Below are 22366 nucleotides of genomic sequence, written 5' to 3'. Positions count from 1 at the left end.
AAACTACTAATAAAAGTCACCTTTTATATAAGGTGGCTTTTTTTTGCAGTTCTTATAATTAAAAAAAGTTAAATCATGAAATACCTAATATTTATTATCTTATTCATCGCCCCAGTTAAAGCTGAAACAAAATATTATTGGCAGGGTGTCAGGCATTATTTAAATCGACCCAAACTAATGATAGAAGCATGCAAAGATATGAAAGAAGAAAATGACATTGGAACATCTGCTTTCGAGAGTATGTACATGCCAACATTACCTGATAGGTTTTGGTTAGCTATTGGCAAAAGAGATTCTTATTGGGCAGATGACTCCAAAGAAGGAAGCATTCTTTTTACAAGAGAAGGGGTTTTGAATTTAAAAAAATTTATTGCAGAAAAATCATGTCCTAATATTTTTTAAATTTTCCCTATAAATCTGTATTAAGACACGGAAAGATAGTTTCAATAATCGCTCCACCATCTTTATGATTAAATGCCTTTATAAAACCTTTATTGTTATTAATTATTTTTTTTGTAATTGAAAGACCTAAACCACTTCCACTTTTCTTAAATTTAGTCCTTGATGGATCCCCACGATAAAAACGAGAAAAAATGTCATTTGATTCATTTTCTTCTAATCCAATACCTTTATCTCTAACTCTTATAACAACAGAGCTAGCTCTCTTAAAAATTTCAATTTGTATGCCCTCTTTTGTTGGGGAATAACGAATAGCGTTATCTAAAATATTTATAAATGCTCTTTTTAAATTTTCAATATCCCCAGATATATAATATTTTGTTGGAGAAAATAAATTTATTTTTATATCCTTTTTTTCTGCAAGCGGTTTTAGTGTTTGCCAAGATTCCATAATCAAATCTGAAATAGATATTTTTTTGTTTTTATTAAAATCTTCGTTACTTTCTAGCTTAGAAAGCTCTAAAGTCTCTTCGGCCATTTTTCTTAATCTTTTTGACTCTTTCTTAAGTCTTTTAACAAGATACCTATCCTTTTTTGATACTACTGATTCAAGTCTTTCCCCAATTAAGATAAGTGATGTAAGAGGAGTTTTCAGTTCATGAGACACATCATTAATTAATTGATTTTGTCGTTTTTTTATCGATTCAATTGATAATTTACTTTCCAATAATATTAAATAATTCTTTTTCCTTCCTCTAACAATATTTACCGAAATGGGTACTCCCGCAATTATGAAATCAAGGTTGAATGGGAAATCTTTTTTTCTTAAATATAGAATTTTATTACTAAGTACTTCAAGCTCATTAATATCATTAATTGCTTTTCCAATAACATCTTTATATTTGATAACCCTAATAAGAGATAAAGCTTTCTGATTGATAAATTTTATTGTTAGATCAGATGATAAGATTATCCACCCTTGCGATGAATAATCTAACCAAGACAACACTTCTTGAGGTTTAATTTTATCAAATGGGAAATCAATAGTTTTTTTATACTTATTTTTATCAACTTCAAATTTTTTTTCTTTTGATTGAGAAAAATGCTTGACTTTTATTTTCCACTTCTGATGTAAAAAAAATAATACTTCTTGTAGTGTTTTCATTTTCATCCAAACTTATATCCAAAACCTCTTACAGTTTTAAGAAACTTTGGAGCTGAGGGATCTTCTTCTAATTTCTCTCTGAGCCACCTAACATGAACATCTACAGTTTTAGTATCACCAATAAAGTCAATTTCCCATATTTTTTCAAGTATTAAATCCCTTGACCATACTCTTTTTGGATTTTTCATAAATAACTCTAATAATTTAAATTCTTTTGGAGATAATGTTATTTCTCTATCAAAAGAAGTTACCCTACATTCTTCCAAGAACATTTTTATATGATTAAACTCGAGAACAGTTTTTGAGTTTTCTATATATTTTTTATTACGTTTAGATCTTCTTATTAATGCTCTAGATCTAGCAATTAATTCATTTAAACCAAAAGGTTTTGTTAAATAATCATCTGCACCAACCTCTAATCCAAGAACCCTGTCTGATTCATTATCTTTAGCACTCAAAATTAGTATGGGTGTATAGTCTTCATCATTTCTTATTTTTCTACATAACTCTAATCCATTTAGTCCTGGCAACATTAAATCTAGAATTATTAGGTCAACATCTTTTTTAATATCATTATTAATAAAATCTAAGGCACTTAAACCGTCTTTGAAACTTGATACTTTGAAACCTTCGCTGATCAAGGTTTCACTGACAGTAAGCCTAATACTCTTATCATCCTCTACAAGAAGAATTCTTGAGTCTTGCAAACTTTTATGATCTTTAATAGCCATTTAAAGTTCCAACAATTTTATTTTATATAATCAAAATTATTTGATCTAATTATTTCATATTTACTTTACATTCAATGCTTATTTTTTTATTTGATCTTATTAGCTTTTTAATTTGTCCTTAAACCTGTTTATTTAATATAAAAACGCTTCTTTAATTTTCCTCACACAAACATATTAAAGAAGCAAACTTTTCATCTACTCCCAACCGTTTTCTGCATTTTGAATAATCCATTGTGCAAGAACCTTATCCTCTCCATCCTTTAATTTCTTTTTATAACCTTTCATGTAACCAATACCCTCATTAGCAATTTTTGCTATTGAAATCTCATCTGCTATTCCTCTTTTTTCAAGGTCAGAAAGTTTTAATGATTTGGATCCTTTAAGAACAACTGATCCCCCTCTTACATGGCAGCCTGCACAAACATTTCTAAAAATTGTTTCTCCATTTCTAATATCAGAAGCCATTAGATATCTATTTTGCACAGAGGTTTGAAAAATAATTATTAATGTTATTACAGGAATTACGATTAGAAATTTAAATATTTTCATTTGATTTATTTGACCCACAATTAATTTAGCAATTAATTCTTAATCTCAATCTATTTATTTTAATAACTCTACTGCTACAACAAGATTACCCAACAAACCATTCAAAATATTTAGTTGTTCTTTACTACCAAATGCTATTAATACCTGACCAGGTTGAAGTATGAAATTGCCGCCAGGGTTGGTAAATAATTTTTCGTTCTCTTTTATAGCCAAAATTTTTGCACCACTCTTTTTGCCTATTCCAAGTTCAGAGAGTGATCTTTTCTCTGCTGTTTCAAAAAGACTAATATCATTACTTAATTCAAATTCTTCAATTTCACATTCACTTCCTGCAAGCAGATCAAGGAAGTCGATAGCTATTGGTCTTAAAGCCATTGATGCCATTGCTCTTCCTGCAGCTATATAAGGGCTTACGACTATACTTGCTCCAGCTAATCTCAATTTACTTGCAGCTTCTTCAGTTCCAGCTCTTGCAATTACTCTTATAGAACTTCTTATTCCTTTAGCGCTTAAAACCACATATAAATTTGCAGCATCATTAGGCAAGGTAACAACCAAACTTTTGCATTTTTCTAATCCTGCCAGTTTTAACGTCTCATCAAGAGTGGCGTCAGCACAAAGTACTTCTAAACCATTTTCTTCCGCAATCTTTTTTCTATCTTCATCACTCTCAACAACAATAATTGGAATATTTTGCGTTTTTATTTGGTTTGATATTTCCTGACCTACCCTCCCATATCCGCACAAAATTACATGATTTTCCATTTTTCTAAGAAGTCTTTTAAAACGTAATTCGTTTACTCTTTGAAAATAGCCGGATTCGAATAATCTAACAGCTTTTTGAAAGGTAAATTGAATAAATATCAATCCGCCAACGATTACTAAAACAGTTACTATCCTGCCTTCAGGACTTAAAGGTTGAACTTCTCCAAAACCAATAGTGGTTATTGTGATCAGAACCATCCATAAGCAATCACTCCATTCCCATCCCTCTGTTATTCGATAACCAATTGCACCTAAAAAAAACAGAAAGAATAAAGAATAAATAAGACCAAACCAAGGCCTTAAATAGTCTTTAATAAAATAGAACTCAAATAATCTAAGCTTCATATCCCTTATTATCGTTAACTATTCAAAAATTTCAAAAAAATTTTCTATTATGTTCCTAAAACTATTTATTTGTTTAAGTGAAATACATTTTAAGCAGGATAATAATACTTATTTTCGTAGCTGTATGCATTAAACAAATGCTTACTGTCTCAGGTCTTATTTAATGCTTCATTAAAAATTAATTCAAGGTTTTACCTGTACTGATTCAATAAGAAAATCAGAGGCTGCTTTTAACCAGTCGGCAACTGTAAGACGAAGGTCAGGTTGAGAATATACAAGCGCTATAATAATTCCAACTAAGATAATCTTTATCATGGCATTTCAAATATTCTTATGAATTAAAGCACACCTAATTAGCAAAAAGAACCTTAAATTTATAAAAAATAGATTAATTAAAATTTCTCTAATTGATTAAACAAGTATTCCACTCTTCTAAGATTTACACCTAAATCTGATTGTCCTAATCTTGCTGCGGATCTTATCTGAATAATGCCTTTTGATCTATCTACATAACTTCTTACGTCAAGCTTCAAAATTTCGAGATCATCTGGAAATCTAAAAATTAAGCTTCTACAAACACCTCTCCAATAATTTCTATTACTTTCAATAACTTCTGTGCGAGGTAATCCTTCTGCCAGAGAAACAAGTTGAATGAACTTTTGATCAACATTTATTAGTTTCTTTTCAATTAAGACACTATTTAATGGATTAGTTATTGGAGCAAGACCTTGAATGGAGGAAACCATATTTTTAAGAAAGTTATAGATGTTCTAACCGATTTCATACACAAAACGAGAGAAAAAAAGTAAAGAATTTTCCCATAAATTTGATCTCTCTATAAAGATTCCTTATTTGTGATCAAAATTCTACAATTTGAGATTTTTTATTGTTTTTTTTGATAGAGATGGTTGCCTACCTTTTTTACTAGTTAATTTCCTAAGCCATAAAAAAACCCCTACAAACAAAAAAATTTCAACAATAATTCCAACCTTTATTAAACTCATTTTTTATCCTCTTTTTTCTTGTTGGTGCCCTCTATGTATGGCACAAGGATATTTAATAACCATTTTTTAAATGAACTTAACGGTTTCATAAACTATTTATTTGCCTTTTCTCCACATACTCCTCCCTTTAATGAGATCTTCTATATTAGGCCAAGCTGCTATTAATTCTTTAAGTGCCTTTCTATTAGGAGTATAGAAAACACATGACAATGCACTTATTACATAAAGTATGAACCACAACTTACTTTCTGAATAAGCTAAAAACAAAGAGAAAAGAAAACTTCCAACAAAGAAAAAGAAAAATAACCTATTTACTATCTCCAATGGAGTTCTTTTAAGTCTATAGAGTTTAATCTTTTTACTATCTTGTTCAGTATCTTTATGCAATTTACTTTCGTATGAATTAATTATTTCTTCTTCTAGAACTTTTTCATACTCTAAATTATCAATTGGATCACGATTATCCTTTTTATTTTTCATTAAAATCTCTTAAGCATAAACATAATAACTAATTTATTGTGTTTTAAAAAGTATCAAATATTATCTATCAACTGGAGCTATACGAATAGGTCATGGTTTTGAAAATACTTCAAAATTGTCTTATTTATAAAAGATATATTACTTAAGACATTTTTTTTAATTTTTCCAAATCCTTCTGCCATTTAAACAATCAATTCTATAAACTTCATAGCATTTTTTAAATTGGAAGGCAATATCTAAATCTAGAGTTAAAATAGTTTAGAGATTTTAATAATAATCTATATGCAAAGGTATTTGATTTCCTACGAATTTACTGATGGCGAGGATCAAGAAGAAGGGGCAGAAATGCTAATTAATTGGTACGAATCAGGCGGCCCTCAAAACAGACCTGAAAACTATGAGGTCCATTCTTGGATTTTTATGGTTCAAAATGGTATTGGACATTCTGTAGTTAGCGCAGATTCTCTTGAGACGATTTGGAAGCAATGGCATCCCTGGAGAAGGTTAATGGATATAAGTATTCAGCCATGCATGGATCTTGATGAGACAGTTGGATTATTCAAAAAACAAAAAATGAATACACGAATGGTTTAAGAGTATTTCTCATCCCATTTATTAATCTTTTTTAGTAGCAGACAATACTACATACAGAATTCTTTGCGTTAAAAAGGATAAGATTGATTTTTCACTATGAATGATTCTTATCACATTTACTTTAAAGGAGAAATTCTTTTCAAGAATTTAAGTAAAGATGAATTCGAATTTGTTTGGGGGAAACTTTATACATCCTATATAAATGCCCTAAATAAAGAACTTACGTACGAATTAATTAGCGAAAATAATATTAAGCAGCCAAGCTTTAACCTTGAGCCATCTTACTAAATCGTGAAATAGATTTTAAATTATGAATAAAATAAGAAAAATTGTTTCTCTTTAATATTGAGATACTCCTTTTCTTCTTTGCTTATATCCAAATCTATTTTATTTGCCTCAATTTCGACATTAGAACTATATTTTTCGAAGTTCTCCCCTCTTTTAAAAAGGGCAACAATGCCAATATCTGTTATAAACCAAATAAAGTGATCAGTATCTCCAATTGGCTCATCTTTTAAGGATTCAATAATCAAATCACATGTTGAATTCATTTAATTATTATGTGAAATATTTTTAATTGCCCCCATTGCAATATCTTACGGCCTCAGAATTTTTACCACCATCTTCAATAATTTCGGCAACACAATAATTAAAGAGTTTAGACTCTTTTTTAACTGAACAGAATCCAAAAGCAATCGCGGCTAATGCTATTGCAGATATGAAACTAGAACCAAGTTGTACAAAGCCATAGGCAAACATAATGTTTTTCTTTCCAGAACATTTTTTTGAATCCGTTTTTTCTTTTGTCATTTTAAGTTTTTAACTAAAATAAACCTATTTGATTAATTCAAGGATTGAGAAGTATTGGCATAGAGAAAACCGAATCAAGACTTAATTTGAACAGATGAGACAAATTTTTCAAAATTCAAGTTTCCATTTATTTTTCGTAACTTTAATTGTCAATTTGATACATCATACAAAAATATATTTTAAATTTTCTTATCAACACTAGTTTCTAGAAAAGATCCTTTTTTAAAAGATAAAAGTAATGATCCCACAGTTATAACAATAGATTTTGATCTCTTTTAAACTATATTTAAACTTTTCTTGATTCAGTATTAATACTTAGAAATTAATCGATAAAAGCTTGTTTTGATAATGCTCCCCGAGAGTTATCCACTTTTTTAGTGTTTTTCAACAGGGTTTTCCACAGTATGTTGATTGAATTAAATCTTCTATGTGCAAAATAAAATATTTTCGCTTTTTTGAAAAATCTGTCCACATTTTGTTTTGGGGATCAGTATGATTCTTATTGTCTTTTTTGAAATTTTAAATTTATGAATTTCAATAAAATTAAAAAAAATTTAACTTCTGTAATTAAAGAAGAATTTAAGAAATCTAAGCTTGATGTTCTTACTAATGAAAATGATTTTTTAATAAAAAATCTTAAAAAGGCTGGAAAATAATATTTTAGAGTTATCAAATATATATTTTTAAGAAATAATCCTATTTAAAAATCTATTCTTCTGAGAATCAAAAACTAATTTATTTTTTAATTATTTGAGATAGTTAATTAAATATAAATTTTCTTTTAAAAATACATAATTGTACTTCTTGGTTAAACATTAAAAATAAATATCAGTTATATTAGTTGAATCTCAATAAGAGATCAGATTAGAAATATAAACGGTAAATTCTTAGAGTTTATTTAAATTACTTATTAATTCCTGTACCTATAATCGAAAATCAGTTCCATTTAAAAGATGAATACCCAAGAACTTAAAATCAACTACAAAAAACTTTTAAACAAAGCTGCTAAAGCAAACGGTCGTAAAGAAACTGTTTCTTACTTAAATCGTGCTGCTAAAATCAAGTCAAAAATCTATTCAAACACTAAAGTAAATTGCTTTAGATGTAATGGCGCAGGTTTTCTAAGAATTTCATTAGATGAAACTAAAACCTGTCTATCTTGTTATGGAAAGGGTTCTTTAATTAAAGAAATTCAACAGGTTTAAAACAATTTTGATTTATTAATGAAAGATCTTATTCAAGCTCATAAAAAATTAATTAAAACGGTAAAAGAACAAATGGGGTTTTCTGATTATGGGATGTACTGGTTAGCTTTCCTGGAAGGGGGGTTAACTATTTGGTTACTAGATAGAATATTTTTTCACTGGTTAAAACTCTAATTTCAATTTAGTGAAAGAAATTTTATAAGTTTCAAATAAATTAACTTATCGAAACCATTTAAAAAGTTGTAGCATAGTAAAAAACAAATATGCAATTACTTGGATTGATTCTCCTTCTAGCTAGTAGCTGGTATCTATGGAAATTAACATCAAACTTTCTTGATGAACCAACAAAAAAAGAGCTGACAAATAGTTTTAATAATCTCAAAAATAAATTCTCTGAGGGGAAACAAAATTTTTCAAAAGCTAAAATAAGTGAAGCTTGGGAAAAATACAAAAAAGAAGGTGGAGCATTATCTAATAAAGACAAAAGCTAGTGGACGTTTTTATTATCACAAGTTTCACTAAAGATATTTCTAGAATTGATCTAATAGGGATTTTGCTGGGTCACGTTATTTTTGCCATTGCATTGACACAGCTTTTAGATTGGACCTGGTTGAAGAATCTTATGAGTGAAGAAGATAAAAGAAGGATGCTTAAAAGCTATACATGGAAAGACTTATTAGTTGATGGAGCAATTGTTACGGTAGTTCTAGGAATAATCTTTTTAATAATTAGCATTTTTTTATAAATGAACTTAACTTACATTCTTTTATTTTTTTTAATGATATCAATTGTGATTTTCACTCAAATAATAAATTCCTCCGACAAAAATCAGAATAAATGATAGAAGTAACTAGCAACTCCTCAATTGGGTGGTATTTAATCGCTTTGGTGAGCACTTTATCTTTTTTAGCCTTAGTATATTTCGGCAAAAAAAGATAGATTACACTTTAAAAGATTATTTAAATTCATAAAAAAAACTCTGCATCTACTTGAGAGGCAGAGCTTTTGATTATTAAGTGACTGATTTATATAAATCTATTGATGATAAAACCTTTTTTCTTAATTAAAGAAAAAGAGACCGATGAATATGATGAAGATACTGAATTCACGGCCCCTTCGATAACCGCAATTTTCGGTAGATACGACAATGAATCACCTCCTTTACTAATGTTTTTTTAAAGATAACTAAAAGAATTAAACAAGCAACGAAATTGGTTGAAAATTTAAAAGTTTTTTAACAAATTAACGATATAAATCTCTTCAATATAAAAGTTTAGATATTACCAAGGCAAAACTTCTCCGTTGGCATGCCAAAACGTACCTGAGTTTTTTTTATTTAAAGAATCAATTCGTTTTAAAAGGCCATTTGCTGATTCTTCAGGACTAATTCCATTTCTAGTAAAGCCTGTCATTCTTGTACTCACGAGCCCTGGATGTAAAATAGCTACAAAAATATCTTCTTTTGATAAATCTATAGAAATTGATTTTGCTGCCATTGATAAGGCGACTTTAGACATCCTGTAACCATAAGAACTTCCAGATGAATTATCTTCGATAGATCCCATTCTACTTGTAATAAAAGCAACTTTAGAGGATCTTTTTAAAAGATGTTTGAGTGATTGAGTAAGAAATATTGGGCTTAATGCATTCACTTCAAATTGACGCAAAATACTTTCTTTATCTAAGTTTTCGAAAGAATTAAATTCATAAATTCCTGCATTATGAATTAAGCAATCTAAATTAACTCCGGATAGTTTTTTACACAAATTTGTTATTGACTCATCAGAAGAAATTTCTATATTCTCTTCAATTCTCACTCCTAAATCCCTAAGTTCTTTTGAAGCTTTCCTACACGTTGCAATTACAATATCTCCTCTCTTATGAATTTGCCTACACAATTCTAATCCAATACCCCTATTTGATCCTGTGATTAGATAAGTTGACATCTTTAAACTAAAAATAAAAAATTAATCTAAACCAAATATCAAAAAAAACAAACTAGAAAAAGATAAAAGGTATAAAATCCTGATAAGATTTTTTTAAGGTTATAATAATTTATGAAATTTATAATGTTTTTTAAAAGATAGTGTAGATATTTTTATCATCCAAAATTCATTTTATGGAAATTTCTAATCAAGAATTTATACAAGATATTATTAGGTTAACTTGGAGAAATCCTGTTTTCATGGCTATAGCTATTGCTTTGGTTTGGCTTATCCCACAATTATTTATCAGAAAAATAATGGCAAAAAAATATGAGCAAAGAAAAATAGAAATTCAGAAGAATAAAATTCAGAAACTTTACCCCACCAATACTAATAGTCCTAAATAATTTTTTTATTTATAATATTTTCTAATGTATCAAAAATATACTTTTTGCCTCTGAGTTAAATATGAATTACAAAATAATTAGAATTGATGGCAAAGATGACAAATTAACCACTCAAAGTTTTGATAAGTATTCAGATGCATACGATTTGTTAGAAGAACTATATGGTGATTTATGTTGTTCAGATGCTGATTATGGAGATATAACTTATTACGATATTGTGGAAAATAATTAAAACCGTAACAATGGATAATAAAAACTGGGCTCCCTCCCAAGAAGAAAATATTGGGATAATAACGAATGTGTATCAATCCATAAAAGAAGAGCTTTCAGAACTTCAAAAAGAAACTGGATGTCCAGATTCTTTTATTTATGATCTAATTGAGAATATTCAAAATGAATGGCATCCAAAATCATGCCACTCCTTAGTTAGAAATAAAAAAGGGAATAATTAAAGAATTTAAAAATGTTCGACTCAAATATATAAAAATTCTTCAATATAATCTTAAATTAAAAATAATTAAAACATGATTATTAGGATACTAGGCATTGTACTTATTCTTGGTAGGATTGCATATTATGGTTTAGTTTTGACTGGGCAAAGCAACCTTTAGTTTTTTTTAACTTTTTAAAATTTTCATGAAATGGCCTCCCACTCTTTGTTGGACAGCACCAAAAACTATTAATGGTAATAGGCATTTTCAAGTTAAATCTTATGGTGGTAAAAATAAATCTAGATGGGTTGATATTTTTCCCACCAAAAATAAAAAAGATATTAAAAGGATCACATGGGCAAAACTAAAATCAGAATGGACTTCAGGTTGGTTAACGCTCCCAAAAGATAAAGATTAATTTTTTTATGTAAATTTATATTATTAACCAGAAAACTGTAAAAAATATTACCTAATGCGGAAAAAATATCTTCTAATATTTCCAAAAAGCTATTTAATATGAAGCCAGAACCTAAGAAAAAACTTCCAAATAAAAAAGTTATAAGATCAGCAAAATTTGAGGCTAAAGAGCAATTCACAAAATCTGCATTAGAAAATTTAAAAACAGAAAATGAAAGACTTGTGAATTCTCTAAAAAAATCTGGCGAAATCAAAGAATCAAAAAAGAAATAGATTTACAGAATTAAGAAATTTTTATTATTATGTTGTTTTATATACTGAGAAATGATTGAAAAAATCTCTCTTGCAAATGCACATTTACCTCAACTTATTGGGTTAGTACTTATGTCAATAGGATATACATTAGGCAATAAATTTTATCTTCCTAAAATCAAACAAAAATAATCCTACATAGTTATTAAAAATTTTATTTGTAGATCAATAATATTGACAATTTATTCATATAAAAATATAGCTACTGTTAAGTACTCTCTACATTTCGAGCGATACAATGTTAACTCAAATACTTTGATTCCATTGAGAAAGGTCCTTAGATATATCTGACACATAAACGTAACACATAGGTCTTTTATAATTAGAATTCCAAAAAAAAAGTAAAAATTAATACTATTTTTTTTTAGAATATGTTACATTAATTAATAATTCTAATTAAGATTCTCTTTTACCAATAAATCAAATATAAGGAAATTTTTGATAAATACAAATGTTATTTACCACAGATGAAATAAAAAAATGGATTCTCTAACTAGTTTTATAATTTTAATCATTGCAATTACAATCCAATTTTCTTTATATACAATTAAACGATTGCATGAACCTCTAGATCCAAATTATTTGATAGATAAGAATTCAAAAAAAATTAAAAACTACATCGGTCAATATTGGGAAAATGCCGAAATAACAAATGGCAGATTAGCTATGATTGGTTTTTTAGTTTTAATAATAAACTACGGCTTTTTTGGATGGATAATTCCAGGTTTTATTTAAGCAATAAAAACATTTAAGATTTTCAGGGAATTAAAACTATTTCAAAAGCTCACCTTTTAAAAAAAAAATTTTTATTATAAGAAAAAAAGCAATTGAGTAATTCTGATTTTGATAAAAATGGATTAGACAGCTATGGAATACATTGGCTTCAATATGCTGCTTTTGCTGTCTCTTGTTTTGTTATATTTACGACCTGGGCATTTTTTTTTGATGAAAACTTCCATAATTACATAATGAATATTTTCAGAATTATTAACTGCAGTGGATTTAACTGTAACGGAGCTTTTTAAAATTCTATGACTAATCCAAATGTAAAAAGATTATTGATTGATAATGCCTATGAGGAAATAAAGAATATATGTATCAATCTTCAAAAAGATACTGGTGCTTCTAATTTAGAAATCAAAAGTTTATTAAACCTAATTATGAACGGATGGGAAGAGAAGAAAGAACAAAAAAATGGGTTTGGATTCAGGTAAAATTAGACAGTATCTATAAGAGGCTTTAAAACACAATATATAATTTACTTTAAAATTTTAATATTCATAATTTTTTAGAAAAATTAAAGAGGAATGAATCTCTAACAAGAGATGCATTCCTGACATAGCATTAGTTTTATCTAGATATAAATTTTATAATCTAACTCCTCTGGTGGACTGTCAATCATTAGATCCCTCCGATTCAACAAATTAAACTTACGTCTTACTTATACAGAAAGTAAATCAGTAAAAATGCTGATTTAATTATTTAATCTAATATTTATTTATTTATTTATTTTGATAATCTTAAACAAGTTTTGGTCTATAAAAAATTGGAACCTAATTTTTAAATCCTAAAATGTTTGAATTAAAGATGCTAATTCTGGTGCGTCCAACAAAAGTGCAAAAAAAGTAAGCACAACTAATAGAAATATGGAAAAGTAAAATTGAATCATAAATATGAAATTACCTTAAAACATTTTTTGGAGTAGTATAAAATAATGCTTTGTTTACATAACTAAATATATCTACTTATAAAAATTTAATTGAAGAATAATTAAGAAGTTTCGGGGATAATATAGTCCTAATTTTTTGCCAATTTTCACAACCTTTAAGTAAATGATCATCCTGTGGTATACGTTTTTCGTATCTTGGACAGATCAAGACAGTAGCAAAAGTTTCTGTAGTGCTGTAGAGAAAGTGATTGCAAGTAATACAAATCTTTGTAAGTTTTCGTTTTAAAATAGATTCTCTTAGATATTCCCATTTTGCCGGATTTACCTTAATCATGATTATTGGAATTTATTAGTAACAATTTGCCAGTCCCCTAAAATTAATTCATTCCATGTTTCATAAGCACCCTGAATAGAATGAAGTCTTGAATTTTTCAGTTGGGCAGGTTCACCTAATTCATTTGCATAGAAAAGGTGAGTATAAACTTTTAAGTTATTAGATTCAGATTTCTTATAACTCTCAAAAAAAATCAATAAATCACTTTTTTGGTTAAACAACCAGCCAGTTGGGGGGTCAATAAGGCTGCTAGGATAAAAATTAGTCCGAACATTAGCAACTCCAGTTGTCATGAAGATAATACAGTTGTACTAATAATATAGATGTACTACTATTCAACGTCAAGTATTCTTTCTTATAATTATTTAAATACAAAAATCACTTGCTATAAATAAGCTTCGGTAAAATTCTTATTTGGCAACAGTCTATACAAGTAACTCCTTCAAAAGAAAATATCATAGAAGGGTAAATCCAAAAATAATATGTATCCAAATCCCTTCTATTTAGGATGGAATCAAGGTTGGTCTTTTCTATTTTTTTTAGAAGGCGGCATAGCAAAAATTGAAGCAAAAGGTTTTGGTATATCTATTACAACAAAAATTAAGAAAGGAGAATCACCCTTAGAATCTGCAGATAGATTAGTCTCTAAAGAACAAAGGATTAGAAAATCAAGATATTATTCTTGGCTTAGATACATTAAGGAAAAACAAAGAATTAACTAGTCCCTTAATTATTAAAGTATTTTGTTGACAATCAATTTAAAATAGGAGTTAGTTAGTTAGTTAGTTATCGTGTCCAATAAATTTTATGAATGGTGGAAAAACCATAGAAAAGTTGTAACCTATGGAGTTTTTATCATCTTATTTGGTTTTTATTTATCTCCTGTGGTCAATGAAGCAAAATATAAAAACCAATGCATTAAATACTCTACTAAAGGAGCCTTAACTAAATTCAATCAAGACGATATCGGAGAAACTTTATTAGAAGAAACAGGTTTAAACATTGCTGAACTAGCAAAGATTGAAGGTTATAAAAATTGCATAAATTAAAAAGTTTGCAAAAGTTATTCTGATTTTATGAATGATTAAGGGTGTGTTCAAACTATTTTTATTAATATCATTATTTGGATTTATATCAATAAGTCCAAAAACAAGGTATTTGGTTGGTATATCTTTAAAACAAATTTCTTCATTTCTTTTATGGACTGTTAAATATGAAGATAGAGATAAATGGATTATAGATAAACCAAATTCGATACCTAGCCCAAAACTTAAGAAATCGTATTAAATGAAGACTTATTTCGAAGAACGAATTGAATGGTATGACGATAATTACAGAAATGGTAATGCTTTAATTTCTGATAAGCAGTTCGACCAACTTGAAAAGAATTTATTAAGAACAAATCCTAATTGTGATTACTTTAAGAAAAGAAGTAAGTTAGTTTTACCTTCATTAGAGAAGGATTCAATAGATAGATTTTTGGAAGGATTATTAGCAGATACGAGATTATTAATTGAGCCTAAAATTGATGGTTGTGCTGTTGCTTTGCAATATAGGGATGGAATCTTGGAGAAAGCAATTTCAAGAAAGGGGACTGACGTCACTACTAAACTTATAAAAGTTCAAGACATTCCCAATCATCTTCCTTTGCGAGGAGTTCTTCAAGTTAGAGGCGAACTATACGCATCTAACCAAACTCCAAATATCTCCCAAAGAATGGCTTCAGGATATCTCAGAGCAAAAGAAGGATTTCCTGAAAGACTTAGCTTCTGCGCATTTCAAATACTTAATTCAACACTTAACCAATATGAATCCAAAAAGAGTCTTTCCGAGCTTGGCTTCACGATCCCTCAGGATATTTCATGCAACTTTACGAGCCAAGTTCAAGTATTCAGAAAACAGTGGATAGAAGGGAAACTTTTTAGGGAATATCCAACAGATGGAATAGTAGTAAAGATAAATTCTAGAAAATTACAATTAATTAGAGAAAAATCAAATTTAGATTATCCTTATTGGCAAGTTGCAATAAAAAGTTAATGGAATTAGTACATCAGATTTTTCCTACTTGGCATATTTACTTAGATATGTTTTTGGTTGGCTTTGCAACATACGGTTTTCTAAGAATTAAGAAAAAAATAAAAACCAAATAAATAATTCAAAATAAAGTTTATAAATCATCGGTGGTCCTTAAGAATGGATTTAAGTTGCTCGCTATCTAATTGTTCGAGATAATTTCTCATTGCCAACCAAGATCTTCTGCTTTCTAACTTTCCACTTTGTTTAAATAAATTTGCGGAAATTTGATCTATCAATTCTTTATGAGTCATATCTATATTCTTCATCAAGTTCAATGACAACACCATTAAAAAATTCTGCTAATAATTTTGATGAGTCTTGTATAGATATCTTTCTATCTACTTTTGATAGTTTCTTTTTTATTGGATTTAAGTTAGTCATACTGATTCAGGTAATTCAAGTTCTTCAAAAGTCCAACCTTCTAATTGAAGGTCATGCCATTTATCCCAAGCATTATCCAAATACATTTGAGTTGATGATTTAATTGCCATTGGCTCACCTAGATCATTTGCATAATATGTATGAGCAAAAATTCTCATACTATTTCTTGGAGATTTTTTATTCCTTGTAAACAAAATTAATCTGCTGCGGTCTGGGCTAAGCAACCAACCACTTGGGGACTCATTACGATAACCGTAAGAAAAATTAGTCCAAACATTAGCTCCTCCTATAGTCATTACTAATAATACATTTGTACTATTAATATAGATACATTAGGAATAGATCGTCAAGCATTTTGGCAAACAAATTATTTGCACTTATCAAAAACAAATATCTTATTGATAGTCGATTTAAAATTGGAGGGAGAAAACCTTCTCTTTTTATGGAAAAGTTATTAATCGTTTGCAATTTTGATTGCTCTTTTCAATATTTATGAAGAGACTGTTAAGCAATGAATAGAAGAACAAGAAGATGGAATCGTAATTAATTATGATTTGTAAAAATTAATGATCGCAAGTCTCATTCCTTTTATACTGTTTCAAGTCTAGAAGAGTTTGCAAAGATGTTAGGTTCAGAATTGGATAAAGCTAATAACTGCAAAGATATAGTTTATAAACTTGAGCTGGTTGAATGACTAATAAATGGAATGACAAATCTTGGCAAAAAGATTTCTTGAACATGAAGTCACATTCACCTTCTGATGCAAAACTCCTGATAGGAGGTGTCAAAGGATTGAAAGATGCTTGGCGTTTAGGTGTTTTGCACGTTGAATACGAAAGACTGAAGAAAAAACAAATGCGACAAGATCAACAGTCTTAGCGTTCGTAGAAGATCCTGTTGGATATAAGATAGAGTTAATAGAAAGAGACTAATGAAGGAATTAGAAGAAAATACTATCGAACAAATAAGAACTCTTGTTAATTATTTAGAACAAAAAGATCTATTAAAAAACAAATGATTATTCAGGACTTCAAGCTGCCTTTGCTAATGTGCTATATGTGGATGAAGAATTAGCTTAAAGGAAAAAGTTATTAAAGATTAAACTTTTTAATTTTATTTATTTTGATCTGAAGTTTTTAATTCCTTTACGAGGATATCAACTTCTTCAGTAAGATTCAATTCAGCATTTTGCCCTGACATTTCTGCAAAACGTTTACCTTGTGGCATTAGTCTTCTTTCGAAAGAACCAACAGCCTCATTAAATGATTTATTTAACCTAGTAATATTTGAACCTATTGAATTAAACTTTTCAATAAAATTTGAGAATCTCTTAGAGAGTTCAATAGCGTTCTTCTGAATTTCATTAATATTCTTCGTAATTTCCGCCTGTTGAATCGTCATTGACAAGCCTTTTAATATTGCAAGGAGACTTGTAGGGAAAGTAAGAATAATATTTTTTTCAAAAGCATACTCTAGAAGAGATGGATCTCTCTCTAATGCCATAGATAATGCACCCTCAACTGGGATGTAGAGAATTACTCCATCAACGACCTGTCCTATTTCACTTAAATTATTTGCATAATCTTTTTTAGAAAGTTGGTCAATATGACTTCTGACTTTCCTAAGATGCTCAGTTAAGAGTTTTTCCTGAATATTACTATCGGTCGCTTGTATAGCATCTAAATAGCTTTCAATTGGAGCTTTTGAATCAACTATTAGTTTTCTTGAGCCAGGAATAGTAATCACACAATCAGGTTTGAGACTACCGCCTCCCTCAGTTTGAATATTAAGTTGCTCATCAAAATCACAGTAGTTGATTAATCCTACAAATTCTAAAATCCGTTTAAGGTTAACTTCTCCCCATCTACCTTTAACATTCGGAGATCTTAAGGCACTTGTTAATTGTTGAGCAGCACCTCTAACATCTTCACTTTTTTCTTTTAACTCAGATGTAGTTTGAGCTAAAACACCAAGTTTTTCTGAAGAATCTTTTGAAAGCTCTTCAACTTGTTTTCTGAGTGTCTCAACTTGCTTTGTAAAAGGCTCTGTTACTGTTTCTTTTGTCGTCTTTAGCAAAGCATTTCTTGATCCATCCAGCATTTTTCCACTAAGTGCTTGAAACTGAGTAAGGAGATCTGCTTTGGCTTGTTCTAAAAATTTATTTTGGCTTTCTTGTGATCTCAATTGCTCCTTAATTTCAGCAAATTTATTGCTGAGATTTTCTCTCTCAACTCGCAATCTCTCTTTCTCTTCAATATTAATTTCTTGTATCTCTTCTAATTTATTTTTTTCTTTATCTAAACGCAAAGATTCATCTTCCTGAGATTTCAATTGTTCCGTCAATTCTCCATTCTCTATACTTAGTTTTTCCTTTTGGATTCTTATTAAATCCAACTTTTCAGAAATTTCTTTGTAATTATTATCTAGGTTGACTTTTTCTTCAAAAGTTTTCTGGAGTTCAACTTCCTTAACTTTTGCCTTCTCGCTATTTTCTCGAGCCTCTTTTTGAACATTTTTTAATTCTTCCCTTAGATTGTCATATGCCAATGAAAAATCTTCTATAGATTTATCTGCCTTTAATAATCTTTCTTCGAGTAAACTTTCTCTACTTCCATCATTGTTTCTATTACTTTTTGTATATAAACGTCCAAGAATAAACCCTGCAATAATTCCTGACAAAACACCTGTTATAAATAAAAGAATATTATCCAAAATACTTTAAAGCTATTAAATAAGATAATAGTGGTAATTATTTTTTAGAGTATAATTTTTTACTTAAATTAAATTTTTTATTAGAAGAGATCTGTTTCTCAAGCTATAGCTTATTTGATTTAGCAATAGCTAATATGGTCTTAAATCTTGCACTGCACTTTGGTCCTACACACCAAATTCATAACAACAAAATACTTAGCAAAAGCCATTTATTGCAAGCATTTTGATAGGCTACACCTGATCCCCGCAAGTTCTCTGCTGCATGAACTTGGAACTACTAATGCTAAAGCCTTTAATGATAAAAGATGTCCTGATTACCAGCCTGATCCAGGATGGAACAATACATGCAAACAAATGAAGGAAAGATGGTTTGGAATTAGTAGGAGAAAATCCAGATTCATGAAACGCTTACTAATCCCACTACTATCTGCTATGGCTGTACCTACTTCCATTAATGAAAGTAAAAATACAATGTACTAATTACTTATTGATAAATGAAAGTCGATCTAAAAAAGAGGGAATAAATTTTTCTTCCTTTTTATTTTCTTCTGTTTTTTCATTTAATTTAATTACATTGTTTTTGGCAGAATCAGTATTATTAAGTGTTAATTCAAAATTATTAAAGATATTAATTTTCCTCGATTCCTTGAATAGTCCCTTACATAAAGAAATAAAAGATAAACAAGTAATCCCTATTAATTTAAAGAGATTTAGAAATTGAATAAAAGCAGACATCAATGACTTAAATATTCCAACTACATTTTTTAATAATGTACCTAAAAGTTCATAGATTTGAATGAAGCTTTTAAAAAGAGAATCGATAAGATCAATTATATTTCGAAAAATCAAAGAAAAATCATTAAACAATTTACTTGAAAGAATATTAATTGAATTTTCATTATCTTTGGTAAATATTTTTACAATGCCAAACCAAATAAGAAATGAAGTTAAAAGAGTAATTAAGACTTTAATCATTGAAGGGTAATTTTTTAAATCAAAGCAATATTTGCTATGAATCGCAATCAAAACAATTACTCAAAAATGAAAGAGACTTCTACGATAAAAAGTTTAAATAAAAAAAGTAATAAACTCTTACTACTTGCACCGCTTATTAAATAATGAACATTTACTTCTTGCTAGGAAAGGTCTTTACACTTATCATTTCTTTGACTGGTTAAGCGATAGGCTATAAACTTGCTCCAGAAGCAGCTTGATAACAATATCTACAGCGACTTAGCTAATGTACATTTATGCTACAGATATGCGTAGAATGTCTGAAATAAATAGAAATATAGATCAATTTCTTTACATTAATTAATATTGGTGTTACATTAGTTTACATAAATTACTCTTTATAAAAATGACCCCTCAAGCAGAAAGATTTAACGGTTGGGCAGCAATGCTTGGTTTCGTTGCAGCTGTTGGCGCATACGTAACAACTGGTCAGATTATTCCTGGTTGGTTCTAATGACAAACACAAAAACAAAAACAGTTGAGAAGGAAAAGATTATAGCTGAGAAGCTTAACGGCAGATTTGCAATGATGGGCTTTGTTGCTCTTGTTGGGGCTTATCTAACAACAGGTCAAATTATTCCTGGCATGGTGTAATGCTTGAGGCAGGAATTCACACTTGGATCAACACTATACTTTTTCCTTTTATGCCAGTCATAACGGTATTTATTGTTAGTGCATTAATGTTGAGTGATTTGCCATGGAATGATGATGATGACGATGATGGTGGCGGTGGATTAATCTCGCCGATGTATAACTATGTTCCCAAAGGGGCTTAGAGGATATATATCAAAATGATTTTCATCTCATCCTTATTTAACTCAGTCCCTTCAAGTGCTAAAGACCTTTTAGAGTTTGGTTTCTTTCTTACTGTGGGTTTTACAGCAGGAAAAGTAGGACTCTTATAAAAACATATCCAACTGCCATATCACTATTTGGCATTTAAACAATAACTACTGCGATAGCACCAAGTATTGCTTACGCACTATAAATATTTAATCACCCTTATTAACGAACAATCAAAAAATGGAAAACTCAAAATCAACTTATTGGCAAAATGCCGAGAGAACCAATGGAAGAATGGCAATGATGGGTTTATTCGCATTAGTAGTAAACTACGGCCTTTTTGGCTGGATCATACCAGGTATTTTTTAAAATGTTTTTACTTTCTATACCCTTTTACGATTTCCCATCTTCTCCCATACTAATAATTGGTGCTTTAGGAATTGTGGTAGCACTTGCGGTTTTTTTCCTTGCTTATCAAAAATACTTTAATTCCCCCTTGAACAAAGAACTTCAAACAAAGAAAAAAGCTTTATTGAGGGAGCAAAAAGAAATTAATCAAAAACTAAAAAAAATAGAGCAGGATTTAAAAAATTTATAGATAAAACAATAAATATAGACATTTTCTTAATCTCCTTCTTTACATATCTATTACTGTCACTGGTAATAATAGCTAAAGGGAAAAAACCAACTAATTAAATAAATTAATTTAGGTATTCTTTTTTTACTAGTTAATAAAACTGAATTAATAACTTTATCCGAATTGGATTGCAAATCATCAATCAGAATTCTCAAGGTTAGATAAGGCAGTAGTTTTAAAAATTGGTAGGCTTATGGATAAAGAAATAATAGAAATTGAGTGTAGATTGTCAGCATAAATATTTAAAAATCAAATCGTCATGAGAGCTTGCTTTTAGGGATATAAGCGAGCTTTTTTTTGTTTTCTATCTTTGATGAGTGTGTTCATCAAAAAAACAGGCTACTTGCGCCTTAGTTTAGATCGACTATCAATCAAAAAAAGTTAGAAAGAGAATTATTAGCTATTAATAAATAAAGGATATTAATGAAACTAAAAATCAATATAAATTTTTTAGAAAAATATTTAGCTTATTTAGTAAATGATATTGAATATAAGAGGATTACAAAAAAGGCAAAAGAATATGATTTAATGGCAGACGTTGACGATCAAAGATTTCATCATTTTAGATCGACTGTCAATTAAAAGTAGCTTGATATGACAGTCGGATCATAAATCTGACTAGCACTCTCAATTAATGGTTTGACTTCTGGATCTTTAAACATAGCTTCTATAATTAAAAAAATACAAATTTCTAATGAAATCTCTTCTTACAAGTAACAGATCAAAAGCATTATTAGGTATTGGAGTATTAGCTATTGGTATTGGTGCAATATCAAAAAAAGTTATCAGCTATCCAACAGGAGGATGCATGAAAGGAGCTCAAGAAATGACCTTTAATTGGAACAAATCCATTCTCAATAAGCCCTATATAAGCTGAACCTTTAAAAAGCAAATAGGCATGCCTTATAAATCTATCGCTACAAATCATTTGTATAAAAAGTATTACAAATACAGTACTGGTAAGGCACCCAATACAAGGCAAAGAAAGAACCCCTCAAAAACCGTTGATATTACAAGCTTTTGAGAGGTTTACCGGATCCCCGTCAGTTCTCTGCTGCATCGACCTGGAAAAGCCAGAAGAGGATTCAAAGTGGGCTTTCGTTTCCGATTACAAGATCGGTTTACTACCGCATCACGACAGTCTCCTCACGTCGAAAGAAAGTCAGATCAGAGCACATAAAGAAGAACTTAACCAAAGATCCAGTGACTTAACTCTAACTT

The 22366-nt window shown here is 29.1% G+C and carries 44 protein-coding genes, 1 other RNA gene and 1 pseudogene; 29 read left to right on the top strand and 17 right to left on the bottom strand.

The features are described 5' to 3' along the window. Window positions 1–75: 75 nt before the first annotated feature. Complete coding sequence (locus PMT9312_RS03695; RefSeq protein ID WP_011376274.1) at window positions 76–402, top strand: hypothetical protein; 327 nt, start codon at window positions 76–78, stop codon at window positions 400–402. Between the two features lie 7 nt (window positions 403–409). Here PMT9312_RS03695 and PMT9312_RS03690 read toward each other — a convergent pair whose 3' ends face one another. The 7 genes from PMT9312_RS03690 to PMT9312_RS03665 all read right to left on the bottom strand — a co-directional run bounded on the left by PMT9312_RS03690 (window position 410) and on the right by PMT9312_RS03665 (window position 5438). Next, window positions 410–1564 carry a sensor histidine kinase gene (locus PMT9312_RS03690; RefSeq protein WP_225866676.1) on the bottom strand — a complete coding sequence of 385 codons (1155 nt, stop codon included), beginning with the start codon at window positions 1562–1564 and terminating at the stop codon, window positions 410–412. Between the two features lie 2 nt (window positions 1565–1566). Then, a complete protein-coding gene (locus PMT9312_RS03685) occupies window positions 1567–2295 on the bottom strand; it encodes a response regulator transcription factor (protein ID WP_011376272.1) in 729 nt (242 codons plus the stop codon). A 195-nt stretch (window positions 2296–2490) separates the two neighbouring features. Then, window positions 2491–2844, bottom strand: a complete 354-nt coding sequence (locus PMT9312_RS03680) for a c-type cytochrome (protein WP_011376271.1) — start codon at window positions 2842–2844, stop codon at window positions 2491–2493. A gap of 54 nt (window positions 2845–2898) precedes the next feature. After that, window positions 2899–3954: a potassium channel family protein gene (locus PMT9312_RS03675; RefSeq protein ID WP_011376270.1), complete on the bottom strand. Its 1056-nt coding sequence runs from the start codon at window positions 3952–3954 to the stop codon at window positions 2899–2901. A gap of 183 nt (window positions 3955–4137) precedes the next feature. Then, window positions 4138–4269, bottom strand: a complete 132-nt coding sequence (locus PMT9312_RS10030) for a hypothetical protein (RefSeq protein WP_263891346.1) — start codon at window positions 4267–4269, stop codon at window positions 4138–4140. 77 nt (window positions 4270–4346) lie between these two features. Next, a complete protein-coding gene (locus tag PMT9312_RS03670; protein WP_011376269.1) occupies window positions 4347–4700 on the bottom strand; it encodes a DUF1499 domain-containing protein in 354 nt (117 codons plus the stop codon). Window positions 4701–5054: 354 nt separating this feature from the next. Continuing rightward, complete coding sequence (locus PMT9312_RS03665) at window positions 5055–5438, bottom strand: hypothetical protein (protein ID WP_011376268.1); 384 nt, start codon at window positions 5436–5438, stop codon at window positions 5055–5057. 282 nt (window positions 5439–5720) lie between these two features. On the opposite strand from PMT9312_RS03665, the gene PMT9312_RS03660 reads away from it, so the two are divergent. Together PMT9312_RS03660 and PMT9312_RS03655 are read left to right on the top strand one after the other, a co-directional pair. Then, window positions 5721–6032 carry a DUF3303 domain-containing protein gene (locus PMT9312_RS03660; protein ID WP_011376267.1) on the top strand — a complete coding sequence of 104 codons (312 nt, stop codon included), beginning with the start codon at window positions 5721–5723 and terminating at the stop codon, window positions 6030–6032. A gap of 96 nt (window positions 6033–6128) precedes the next feature. Next, window positions 6129–6320 (top strand): hypothetical protein, encoded by a 192-nt coding sequence (locus tag PMT9312_RS03655; RefSeq protein WP_036924575.1) that lies wholly within the window; start codon window positions 6129–6131, stop codon window positions 6318–6320. Between the two features lie 20 nt (window positions 6321–6340). On the opposite strand, the gene PMT9312_RS03650 is transcribed toward PMT9312_RS03655, so the two are convergent. Both PMT9312_RS03650 and PMT9312_RS03645 read right to left on the bottom strand, forming a co-directional pair. After that, window positions 6341–6583: a hypothetical protein gene (locus tag PMT9312_RS03650; protein WP_011376266.1), complete on the bottom strand. Its 243-nt coding sequence runs from the start codon at window positions 6581–6583 to the stop codon at window positions 6341–6343. Window positions 6584–6605: 22 nt separating this feature from the next. Continuing rightward, the gene (locus PMT9312_RS03645; RefSeq protein ID WP_011376265.1) at window positions 6606–6842 is read right to left on the bottom strand and encodes a hypothetical protein; all 237 of its coding nucleotides are present in this window, start codon (window positions 6840–6842) and stop codon (window positions 6606–6608) included. 527 nt (window positions 6843–7369) lie between these two features. Here PMT9312_RS03645 and PMT9312_RS10025 point away from each other — a divergent pair. From PMT9312_RS10025 to PMT9312_RS09720, 5 genes are all read left to right on the top strand, one after another. After that, window positions 7370–7498: a hypothetical protein gene (locus PMT9312_RS10025; protein WP_263891335.1), complete on the top strand. Its 129-nt coding sequence runs from the start codon at window positions 7370–7372 to the stop codon at window positions 7496–7498. A 297-nt stretch (window positions 7499–7795) separates the two neighbouring features. Then, on the top strand, window positions 7796–8047 hold the full coding sequence (locus tag PMT9312_RS03640; protein WP_011376264.1) for a hypothetical protein: 252 nt from the start codon (window positions 7796–7798) through the stop codon (window positions 8045–8047). Window positions 8048–8310: 263 nt separating this feature from the next. Beyond that, window positions 8311–8538 carry a hypothetical protein gene (locus tag PMT9312_RS03635; RefSeq protein WP_011376262.1) on the top strand — a complete coding sequence of 76 codons (228 nt, stop codon included), beginning with the start codon at window positions 8311–8313 and terminating at the stop codon, window positions 8536–8538. Continuing rightward, window positions 8538–8792 (top strand): hypothetical protein, encoded by a 255-nt coding sequence (locus PMT9312_RS03630; RefSeq protein ID WP_011376261.1) that lies wholly within the window; start codon window positions 8538–8540, stop codon window positions 8790–8792. The genes PMT9312_RS03635 and PMT9312_RS03630 overlap by 1 nt, the downstream gene beginning before the upstream one ends. Window positions 8793–9088: 296 nt before the next feature. Continuing rightward, complete coding sequence (locus PMT9312_RS09720) at window positions 9089–9226, top strand: hypothetical protein (protein WP_193741856.1); 138 nt, start codon at window positions 9089–9091, stop codon at window positions 9224–9226. Between the two features lie 101 nt (window positions 9227–9327). Here PMT9312_RS09720 and PMT9312_RS03625 read toward each other — a convergent pair whose 3' ends face one another. Next, window positions 9328–9993, bottom strand: coding sequence for an SDR family oxidoreductase (locus PMT9312_RS03625; protein ID WP_011376260.1), 666 nt, complete (start codon window positions 9991–9993; stop codon window positions 9328–9330). A gap of 173 nt (window positions 9994–10166) precedes the next feature. Between PMT9312_RS03625 and PMT9312_RS03620 the strand changes: the two genes are divergently transcribed. The 8 genes from PMT9312_RS03620 (at window position 10167) to PMT9312_RS03595 (ending at window position 12753) form a co-directional block, all read left to right on the top strand. Next, complete coding sequence (locus PMT9312_RS03620; protein WP_036924578.1) at window positions 10167–10379, top strand: hypothetical protein; 213 nt, start codon at window positions 10167–10169, stop codon at window positions 10377–10379. A gap of 61 nt (window positions 10380–10440) precedes the next feature. Then, window positions 10441–10611, top strand: a complete 171-nt coding sequence (locus PMT9312_RS09715) for a hypothetical protein (RefSeq protein ID WP_011376259.1) — start codon at window positions 10441–10443, stop codon at window positions 10609–10611. Between the two features lie 10 nt (window positions 10612–10621). Continuing rightward, window positions 10622–10831 (top strand): hypothetical protein, encoded by a 210-nt coding sequence (locus PMT9312_RS03615; protein WP_011376258.1) that lies wholly within the window; start codon window positions 10622–10624, stop codon window positions 10829–10831. A gap of 184 nt (window positions 10832–11015) precedes the next feature. Further along, window positions 11016–11228: a TIGR02450 family Trp-rich protein gene (locus PMT9312_RS03610; RefSeq protein WP_011376257.1), complete on the top strand. Its 213-nt coding sequence runs from the start codon at window positions 11016–11018 to the stop codon at window positions 11226–11228. A 98-nt stretch (window positions 11229–11326) separates the two neighbouring features. Beyond that, window positions 11327–11500: a hypothetical protein gene (locus PMT9312_RS09710; RefSeq protein WP_011376256.1), complete on the top strand. Its 174-nt coding sequence runs from the start codon at window positions 11327–11329 to the stop codon at window positions 11498–11500. Window positions 11501–12019: 519 nt separating this feature from the next. Then, on the top strand, window positions 12020–12274 hold the full coding sequence (locus tag PMT9312_RS03605) for a chlorophyll a/b-binding protein (protein ID WP_011376255.1): 255 nt from the start codon (window positions 12020–12022) through the stop codon (window positions 12272–12274). 92 nt (window positions 12275–12366) lie between these two features. After that, a complete protein-coding gene (locus tag PMT9312_RS03600; protein WP_011376254.1) occupies window positions 12367–12564 on the top strand; it encodes a hypothetical protein in 198 nt (65 codons plus the stop codon). A 6-nt stretch (window positions 12565–12570) separates the two neighbouring features. Beyond that, on the top strand, window positions 12571–12753 hold the full coding sequence (locus tag PMT9312_RS03595; RefSeq protein WP_036924581.1) for a hypothetical protein: 183 nt from the start codon (window positions 12571–12573) through the stop codon (window positions 12751–12753). 791 nt (window positions 12754–13544) lie between these two features. On the opposite strand, the gene PMT9312_RS03585 is transcribed toward PMT9312_RS03595, so the two are convergent. Then, entirely contained in the window at window positions 13545–13835 is a 291-nt protein-coding gene (locus PMT9312_RS03585) for a DUF1651 domain-containing protein (protein ID WP_011376252.1), read from the bottom strand. A gap of 189 nt (window positions 13836–14024) precedes the next feature. On the opposite strand from PMT9312_RS03585, the gene PMT9312_RS03580 reads away from it, so the two are divergent. From PMT9312_RS03580 to PMT9312_RS03565, 4 genes are all read left to right on the top strand, one after another. Beyond that, entirely contained in the window at window positions 14025–14264 is a 240-nt protein-coding gene (locus PMT9312_RS03580; protein WP_011376251.1) for a hypothetical protein, read from the top strand. Between the two features lie 69 nt (window positions 14265–14333). After that, window positions 14334–14591 (top strand): hypothetical protein, encoded by a 258-nt coding sequence (locus PMT9312_RS03575; RefSeq protein ID WP_011376250.1) that lies wholly within the window; start codon window positions 14334–14336, stop codon window positions 14589–14591. A gap of 43 nt (window positions 14592–14634) precedes the next feature. Next, window positions 14635–14829 carry a hypothetical protein gene (locus tag PMT9312_RS03570; RefSeq protein ID WP_225866675.1) on the top strand — a complete coding sequence of 65 codons (195 nt, stop codon included), beginning with the start codon at window positions 14635–14637 and terminating at the stop codon, window positions 14827–14829. Next, the gene (locus PMT9312_RS03565) at window positions 14830–15579 is read left to right on the top strand and encodes an NAD-dependent DNA ligase (RefSeq protein ID WP_011376249.1); all 750 of its coding nucleotides are present in this window, start codon (window positions 14830–14832) and stop codon (window positions 15577–15579) included. It abuts the gene before it with no gap. Between the two features lie 137 nt (window positions 15580–15716). On the opposite strand, the gene PMT9312_RS09705 is transcribed toward PMT9312_RS03565, so the two are convergent. From PMT9312_RS09705 to PMT9312_RS03560, 3 genes are read right to left on the bottom strand one after another with little or no spacing between them, the layout of a single operon-like run. Then, window positions 15717–15869, bottom strand: coding sequence for a hypothetical protein (locus tag PMT9312_RS09705; RefSeq protein ID WP_193741857.1), 153 nt, complete (start codon window positions 15867–15869; stop codon window positions 15717–15719). Beyond that, entirely contained in the window at window positions 15859–15999 is a 141-nt protein-coding gene (locus PMT9312_RS09700; RefSeq protein ID WP_193741858.1) for a hypothetical protein, read from the bottom strand. Before PMT9312_RS09700 ends, PMT9312_RS09705 begins: the two co-directional genes overlap by 11 nt. Next, window positions 15996–16295 carry a DUF1651 domain-containing protein gene (locus tag PMT9312_RS03560; protein ID WP_011376248.1) on the bottom strand — a complete coding sequence of 100 codons (300 nt, stop codon included), beginning with the start codon at window positions 16293–16295 and terminating at the stop codon, window positions 15996–15998. Before PMT9312_RS03560 ends, PMT9312_RS09700 begins: the two co-directional genes overlap by 4 nt. A gap of 394 nt (window positions 16296–16689) precedes the next feature. Here PMT9312_RS03560 and PMT9312_RS03555 point away from each other — a divergent pair, with 394 nt between their 5' ends. Next, window positions 16690–16878 (top strand): hypothetical protein, encoded by a 189-nt coding sequence (locus tag PMT9312_RS03555; RefSeq protein WP_011376247.1) that lies wholly within the window; start codon window positions 16690–16692, stop codon window positions 16876–16878. Window positions 16879–17112: 234 nt separating this feature from the next. On the opposite strand, the gene rmuC is transcribed toward PMT9312_RS03555, so the two are convergent. Then, window positions 17113–18711: a DNA recombination protein RmuC gene (gene rmuC, locus PMT9312_RS03550; protein WP_011376246.1), complete on the bottom strand. Its 1599-nt coding sequence runs from the start codon at window positions 18709–18711 to the stop codon at window positions 17113–17115. Window positions 18712–18870: 159 nt separating this feature from the next. Between rmuC and PMT9312_RS03545 the strand changes: the two genes are divergently transcribed. Beyond that, window positions 18871–19191 carry a hypothetical protein gene (locus tag PMT9312_RS03545; protein ID WP_036924586.1) on the top strand — a complete coding sequence of 107 codons (321 nt, stop codon included), beginning with the start codon at window positions 18871–18873 and terminating at the stop codon, window positions 19189–19191. Here the strand turns inward: PMT9312_RS03545 and PMT9312_RS03540 are convergent, their stop codons facing one another. After that, window positions 19192–19686 carry a hypothetical protein gene (locus tag PMT9312_RS03540; RefSeq protein WP_011376244.1) on the bottom strand — a complete coding sequence of 165 codons (495 nt, stop codon included), beginning with the start codon at window positions 19684–19686 and terminating at the stop codon, window positions 19192–19194. A 385-nt stretch (window positions 19687–20071) separates the two neighbouring features. Between PMT9312_RS03540 and PMT9312_RS03535 the strand changes: the two genes are divergently transcribed. From PMT9312_RS03535 to PMT9312_RS03510, 7 genes and pseudogenes are all read left to right on the top strand, one after another. Further along, window positions 20072–20179: a high light inducible protein gene (locus tag PMT9312_RS03535; RefSeq protein ID WP_011376243.1), complete on the top strand. Its 108-nt coding sequence runs from the start codon at window positions 20072–20074 to the stop codon at window positions 20177–20179. After that, window positions 20179–20319, top strand: a complete 141-nt coding sequence (locus PMT9312_RS03530; RefSeq protein ID WP_011376242.1) for a high light inducible protein — start codon at window positions 20179–20181, stop codon at window positions 20317–20319. Before PMT9312_RS03535 ends, PMT9312_RS03530 begins: the two co-directional genes overlap by 1 nt. A 50-nt stretch (window positions 20320–20369) precedes the next feature. Further along, window positions 20370–20501, top strand: a complete 132-nt coding sequence (locus PMT9312_RS10020) for a hypothetical protein (protein ID WP_263891309.1) — start codon at window positions 20370–20372, stop codon at window positions 20499–20501. Window positions 20502–20724: 223 nt separating this feature from the next. Beyond that, window positions 20725–20877: pseudogene (locus PMT9312_RS03520) on the top strand (chlorophyll a/b-binding protein); the annotation flags it as partial. 1 nt (window position 20878) lies between these two features. Beyond that, window positions 20879–21106, top strand: coding sequence for a M protein (locus PMT9312_RS03515; RefSeq protein WP_011376240.1), 228 nt, complete (start codon window positions 20879–20881; stop codon window positions 21104–21106). Window positions 21107–21568: 462 nt separating this feature from the next. Beyond that, window positions 21569–21727 (top strand): hypothetical protein, encoded by a 159-nt coding sequence (locus tag PMT9312_RS09570; RefSeq protein ID WP_155105302.1) that lies wholly within the window; start codon window positions 21569–21571, stop codon window positions 21725–21727. 112 nt (window positions 21728–21839) lie between these two features. Then, the gene (locus tag PMT9312_RS03510; protein ID WP_036924592.1) at window positions 21840–22022 is read left to right on the top strand and encodes a hypothetical protein; all 183 of its coding nucleotides are present in this window, start codon (window positions 21840–21842) and stop codon (window positions 22020–22022) included. A gap of 148 nt (window positions 22023–22170) precedes the next feature. Here the strand turns inward: PMT9312_RS03510 and ssrS are convergent. Beyond that, a non-coding RNA gene (gene ssrS, locus PMT9312_RS09440) (6S RNA) lies at window positions 22171–22355 on the bottom strand. Window positions 22356–22366: the final 11 nt, after the last annotated feature.

It is taken from the genome of Prochlorococcus marinus str. MIT 9312 (assembly GCF_000012645.1).
GTDB classification, from domain to species: domain Bacteria; phylum Cyanobacteriota; class Cyanobacteriia; order PCC-6307; family Cyanobiaceae; genus Prochlorococcus_A; species Prochlorococcus_A marinus_L.
This window is presented reverse-complemented; position numbering and strand designations above follow the sequence as displayed.

Excerpts from the sequence above, each read along its gene's own strand:
- PMT9312_RS03695 (WP_011376274.1), top strand. The coding sequence starts at position 76 with ATGAAATACCTAATATTTATTATCTTATTCATCGCCCCAGTTAAAGCT.
- PMT9312_RS03690 (WP_225866676.1), bottom strand. The coding sequence starts at position 1,564 with ATGAAAACACTACAAGAAGTATTATTTTTTTTACATCAGAAGTGGAAA.
- PMT9312_RS03685 (WP_011376272.1), bottom strand. The coding sequence starts at position 2,295 with ATGGCTATTAAAGATCATAAAAGTTTGCAAGACTCAAGAATTCTTCTT.
- PMT9312_RS03680 (WP_011376271.1), bottom strand. The coding sequence starts at position 2,844 with ATGAAAATATTTAAATTTCTAATCGTAATTCCTGTAATAACATTAATA.
- PMT9312_RS03675 (WP_011376270.1), bottom strand. The coding sequence starts at position 3,954 with ATGAAGCTTAGATTATTTGAGTTCTATTTTATTAAAGACTATTTAAGG.
- PMT9312_RS10030 (WP_263891346.1), bottom strand. The coding sequence starts at position 4,269 with ATGATAAAGATTATCTTAGTTGGAATTATTATAGCGCTTGTATATTCT.
- PMT9312_RS03670 (WP_011376269.1), bottom strand. The coding sequence starts at position 4,700 with ATGGTTTCCTCCATTCAAGGTCTTGCTCCAATAACTAATCCATTAAAT.
- PMT9312_RS03665 (WP_011376268.1), bottom strand. The coding sequence starts at position 5,438 with ATGAAAAATAAAAAGGATAATCGTGATCCAATTGATAATTTAGAGTAT.
- PMT9312_RS03660 (WP_011376267.1), top strand. The coding sequence starts at position 5,721 with ATGCAAAGGTATTTGATTTCCTACGAATTTACTGATGGCGAGGATCAA.
- PMT9312_RS03655 (WP_036924575.1), top strand. The coding sequence starts at position 6,129 with ATGAATGATTCTTATCACATTTACTTTAAAGGAGAAATTCTTTTCAAG.
- PMT9312_RS03650 (WP_011376266.1), bottom strand. The coding sequence starts at position 6,583 with ATGAATTCAACATGTGATTTGATTATTGAATCCTTAAAAGATGAGCCA.
- PMT9312_RS03645 (WP_011376265.1), bottom strand. The coding sequence starts at position 6,842 with ATGACAAAAGAAAAAACGGATTCAAAAAAATGTTCTGGAAAGAAAAAC.
- PMT9312_RS10025 (WP_263891335.1), top strand. The coding sequence starts at position 7,370 with ATGAATTTCAATAAAATTAAAAAAAATTTAACTTCTGTAATTAAAGAA.
- PMT9312_RS03640 (WP_011376264.1), top strand. The coding sequence starts at position 7,796 with ATGAATACCCAAGAACTTAAAATCAACTACAAAAAACTTTTAAACAAA.
- PMT9312_RS03635 (WP_011376262.1), top strand. The coding sequence starts at position 8,311 with ATGCAATTACTTGGATTGATTCTCCTTCTAGCTAGTAGCTGGTATCTA.
- PMT9312_RS09720 (WP_193741856.1), top strand. The coding sequence starts at position 9,089 with ATGATAAAACCTTTTTTCTTAATTAAAGAAAAAGAGACCGATGAATAT.
- PMT9312_RS03625 (WP_011376260.1), bottom strand. The coding sequence starts at position 9,993 with ATGTCAACTTATCTAATCACAGGATCAAATAGGGGTATTGGATTAGAA.
- PMT9312_RS03620 (WP_036924578.1), top strand. The coding sequence starts at position 10,167 with ATGGAAATTTCTAATCAAGAATTTATACAAGATATTATTAGGTTAACT.
- PMT9312_RS09715 (WP_011376259.1), top strand. The coding sequence starts at position 10,441 with ATGAATTACAAAATAATTAGAATTGATGGCAAAGATGACAAATTAACC.
- PMT9312_RS03615 (WP_011376258.1), top strand. The coding sequence starts at position 10,622 with ATGGATAATAAAAACTGGGCTCCCTCCCAAGAAGAAAATATTGGGATA.
- PMT9312_RS03610 (WP_011376257.1), top strand. The coding sequence starts at position 11,016 with ATGAAATGGCCTCCCACTCTTTGTTGGACAGCACCAAAAACTATTAAT.
- PMT9312_RS09710 (WP_011376256.1), top strand. The coding sequence starts at position 11,327 with ATGAAGCCAGAACCTAAGAAAAAACTTCCAAATAAAAAAGTTATAAGA.
- PMT9312_RS03605 (WP_011376255.1), top strand. The coding sequence starts at position 12,020 with ATGGATTCTCTAACTAGTTTTATAATTTTAATCATTGCAATTACAATC.
- PMT9312_RS03595 (WP_036924581.1), top strand. The coding sequence starts at position 12,571 with ATGACTAATCCAAATGTAAAAAGATTATTGATTGATAATGCCTATGAG.
- PMT9312_RS03585 (WP_011376252.1), bottom strand. The coding sequence starts at position 13,835 with ATGACAACTGGAGTTGCTAATGTTCGGACTAATTTTTATCCTAGCAGC.
- PMT9312_RS03580 (WP_011376251.1), top strand. The coding sequence starts at position 14,025 with ATGTATCCAAATCCCTTCTATTTAGGATGGAATCAAGGTTGGTCTTTT.
- PMT9312_RS03565 (WP_011376249.1), top strand. The coding sequence starts at position 14,830 with ATGAAGACTTATTTCGAAGAACGAATTGAATGGTATGACGATAATTAC.
- PMT9312_RS09705 (WP_193741857.1), bottom strand. The coding sequence starts at position 15,869 with ATGACTCATAAAGAATTGATAGATCAAATTTCCGCAAATTTATTTAAA.
- PMT9312_RS09700 (WP_193741858.1), bottom strand. The coding sequence starts at position 15,999 with ATGACTAACTTAAATCCAATAAAAAAGAAACTATCAAAAGTAGATAGA.
- PMT9312_RS03560 (WP_011376248.1), bottom strand. The coding sequence starts at position 16,295 with ATGACTATAGGAGGAGCTAATGTTTGGACTAATTTTTCTTACGGTTAT.
- PMT9312_RS03555 (WP_011376247.1), top strand. The coding sequence starts at position 16,690 with ATGACTAATAAATGGAATGACAAATCTTGGCAAAAAGATTTCTTGAAC.
- PMT9312_RS03540 (WP_011376244.1), bottom strand. The coding sequence starts at position 19,686 with ATGATTAAAGTCTTAATTACTCTTTTAACTTCATTTCTTATTTGGTTT.
- PMT9312_RS03535 (WP_011376243.1), top strand. The coding sequence starts at position 20,072 with ATGACCCCTCAAGCAGAAAGATTTAACGGTTGGGCAGCAATGCTTGGT.
- PMT9312_RS03530 (WP_011376242.1), top strand. The coding sequence starts at position 20,179 with ATGACAAACACAAAAACAAAAACAGTTGAGAAGGAAAAGATTATAGCT.
- PMT9312_RS10020 (WP_263891309.1), top strand. The coding sequence starts at position 20,370 with ATGCCAGTCATAACGGTATTTATTGTTAGTGCATTAATGTTGAGTGAT.
- PMT9312_RS03515 (WP_011376240.1), top strand. The coding sequence starts at position 20,879 with ATGTTTTTACTTTCTATACCCTTTTACGATTTCCCATCTTCTCCCATA.
- PMT9312_RS09570 (WP_155105302.1), top strand. The coding sequence starts at position 21,569 with ATGAAACTAAAAATCAATATAAATTTTTTAGAAAAATATTTAGCTTAT.
- PMT9312_RS03510 (WP_036924592.1), top strand. The coding sequence starts at position 21,840 with ATGAAATCTCTTCTTACAAGTAACAGATCAAAAGCATTATTAGGTATT.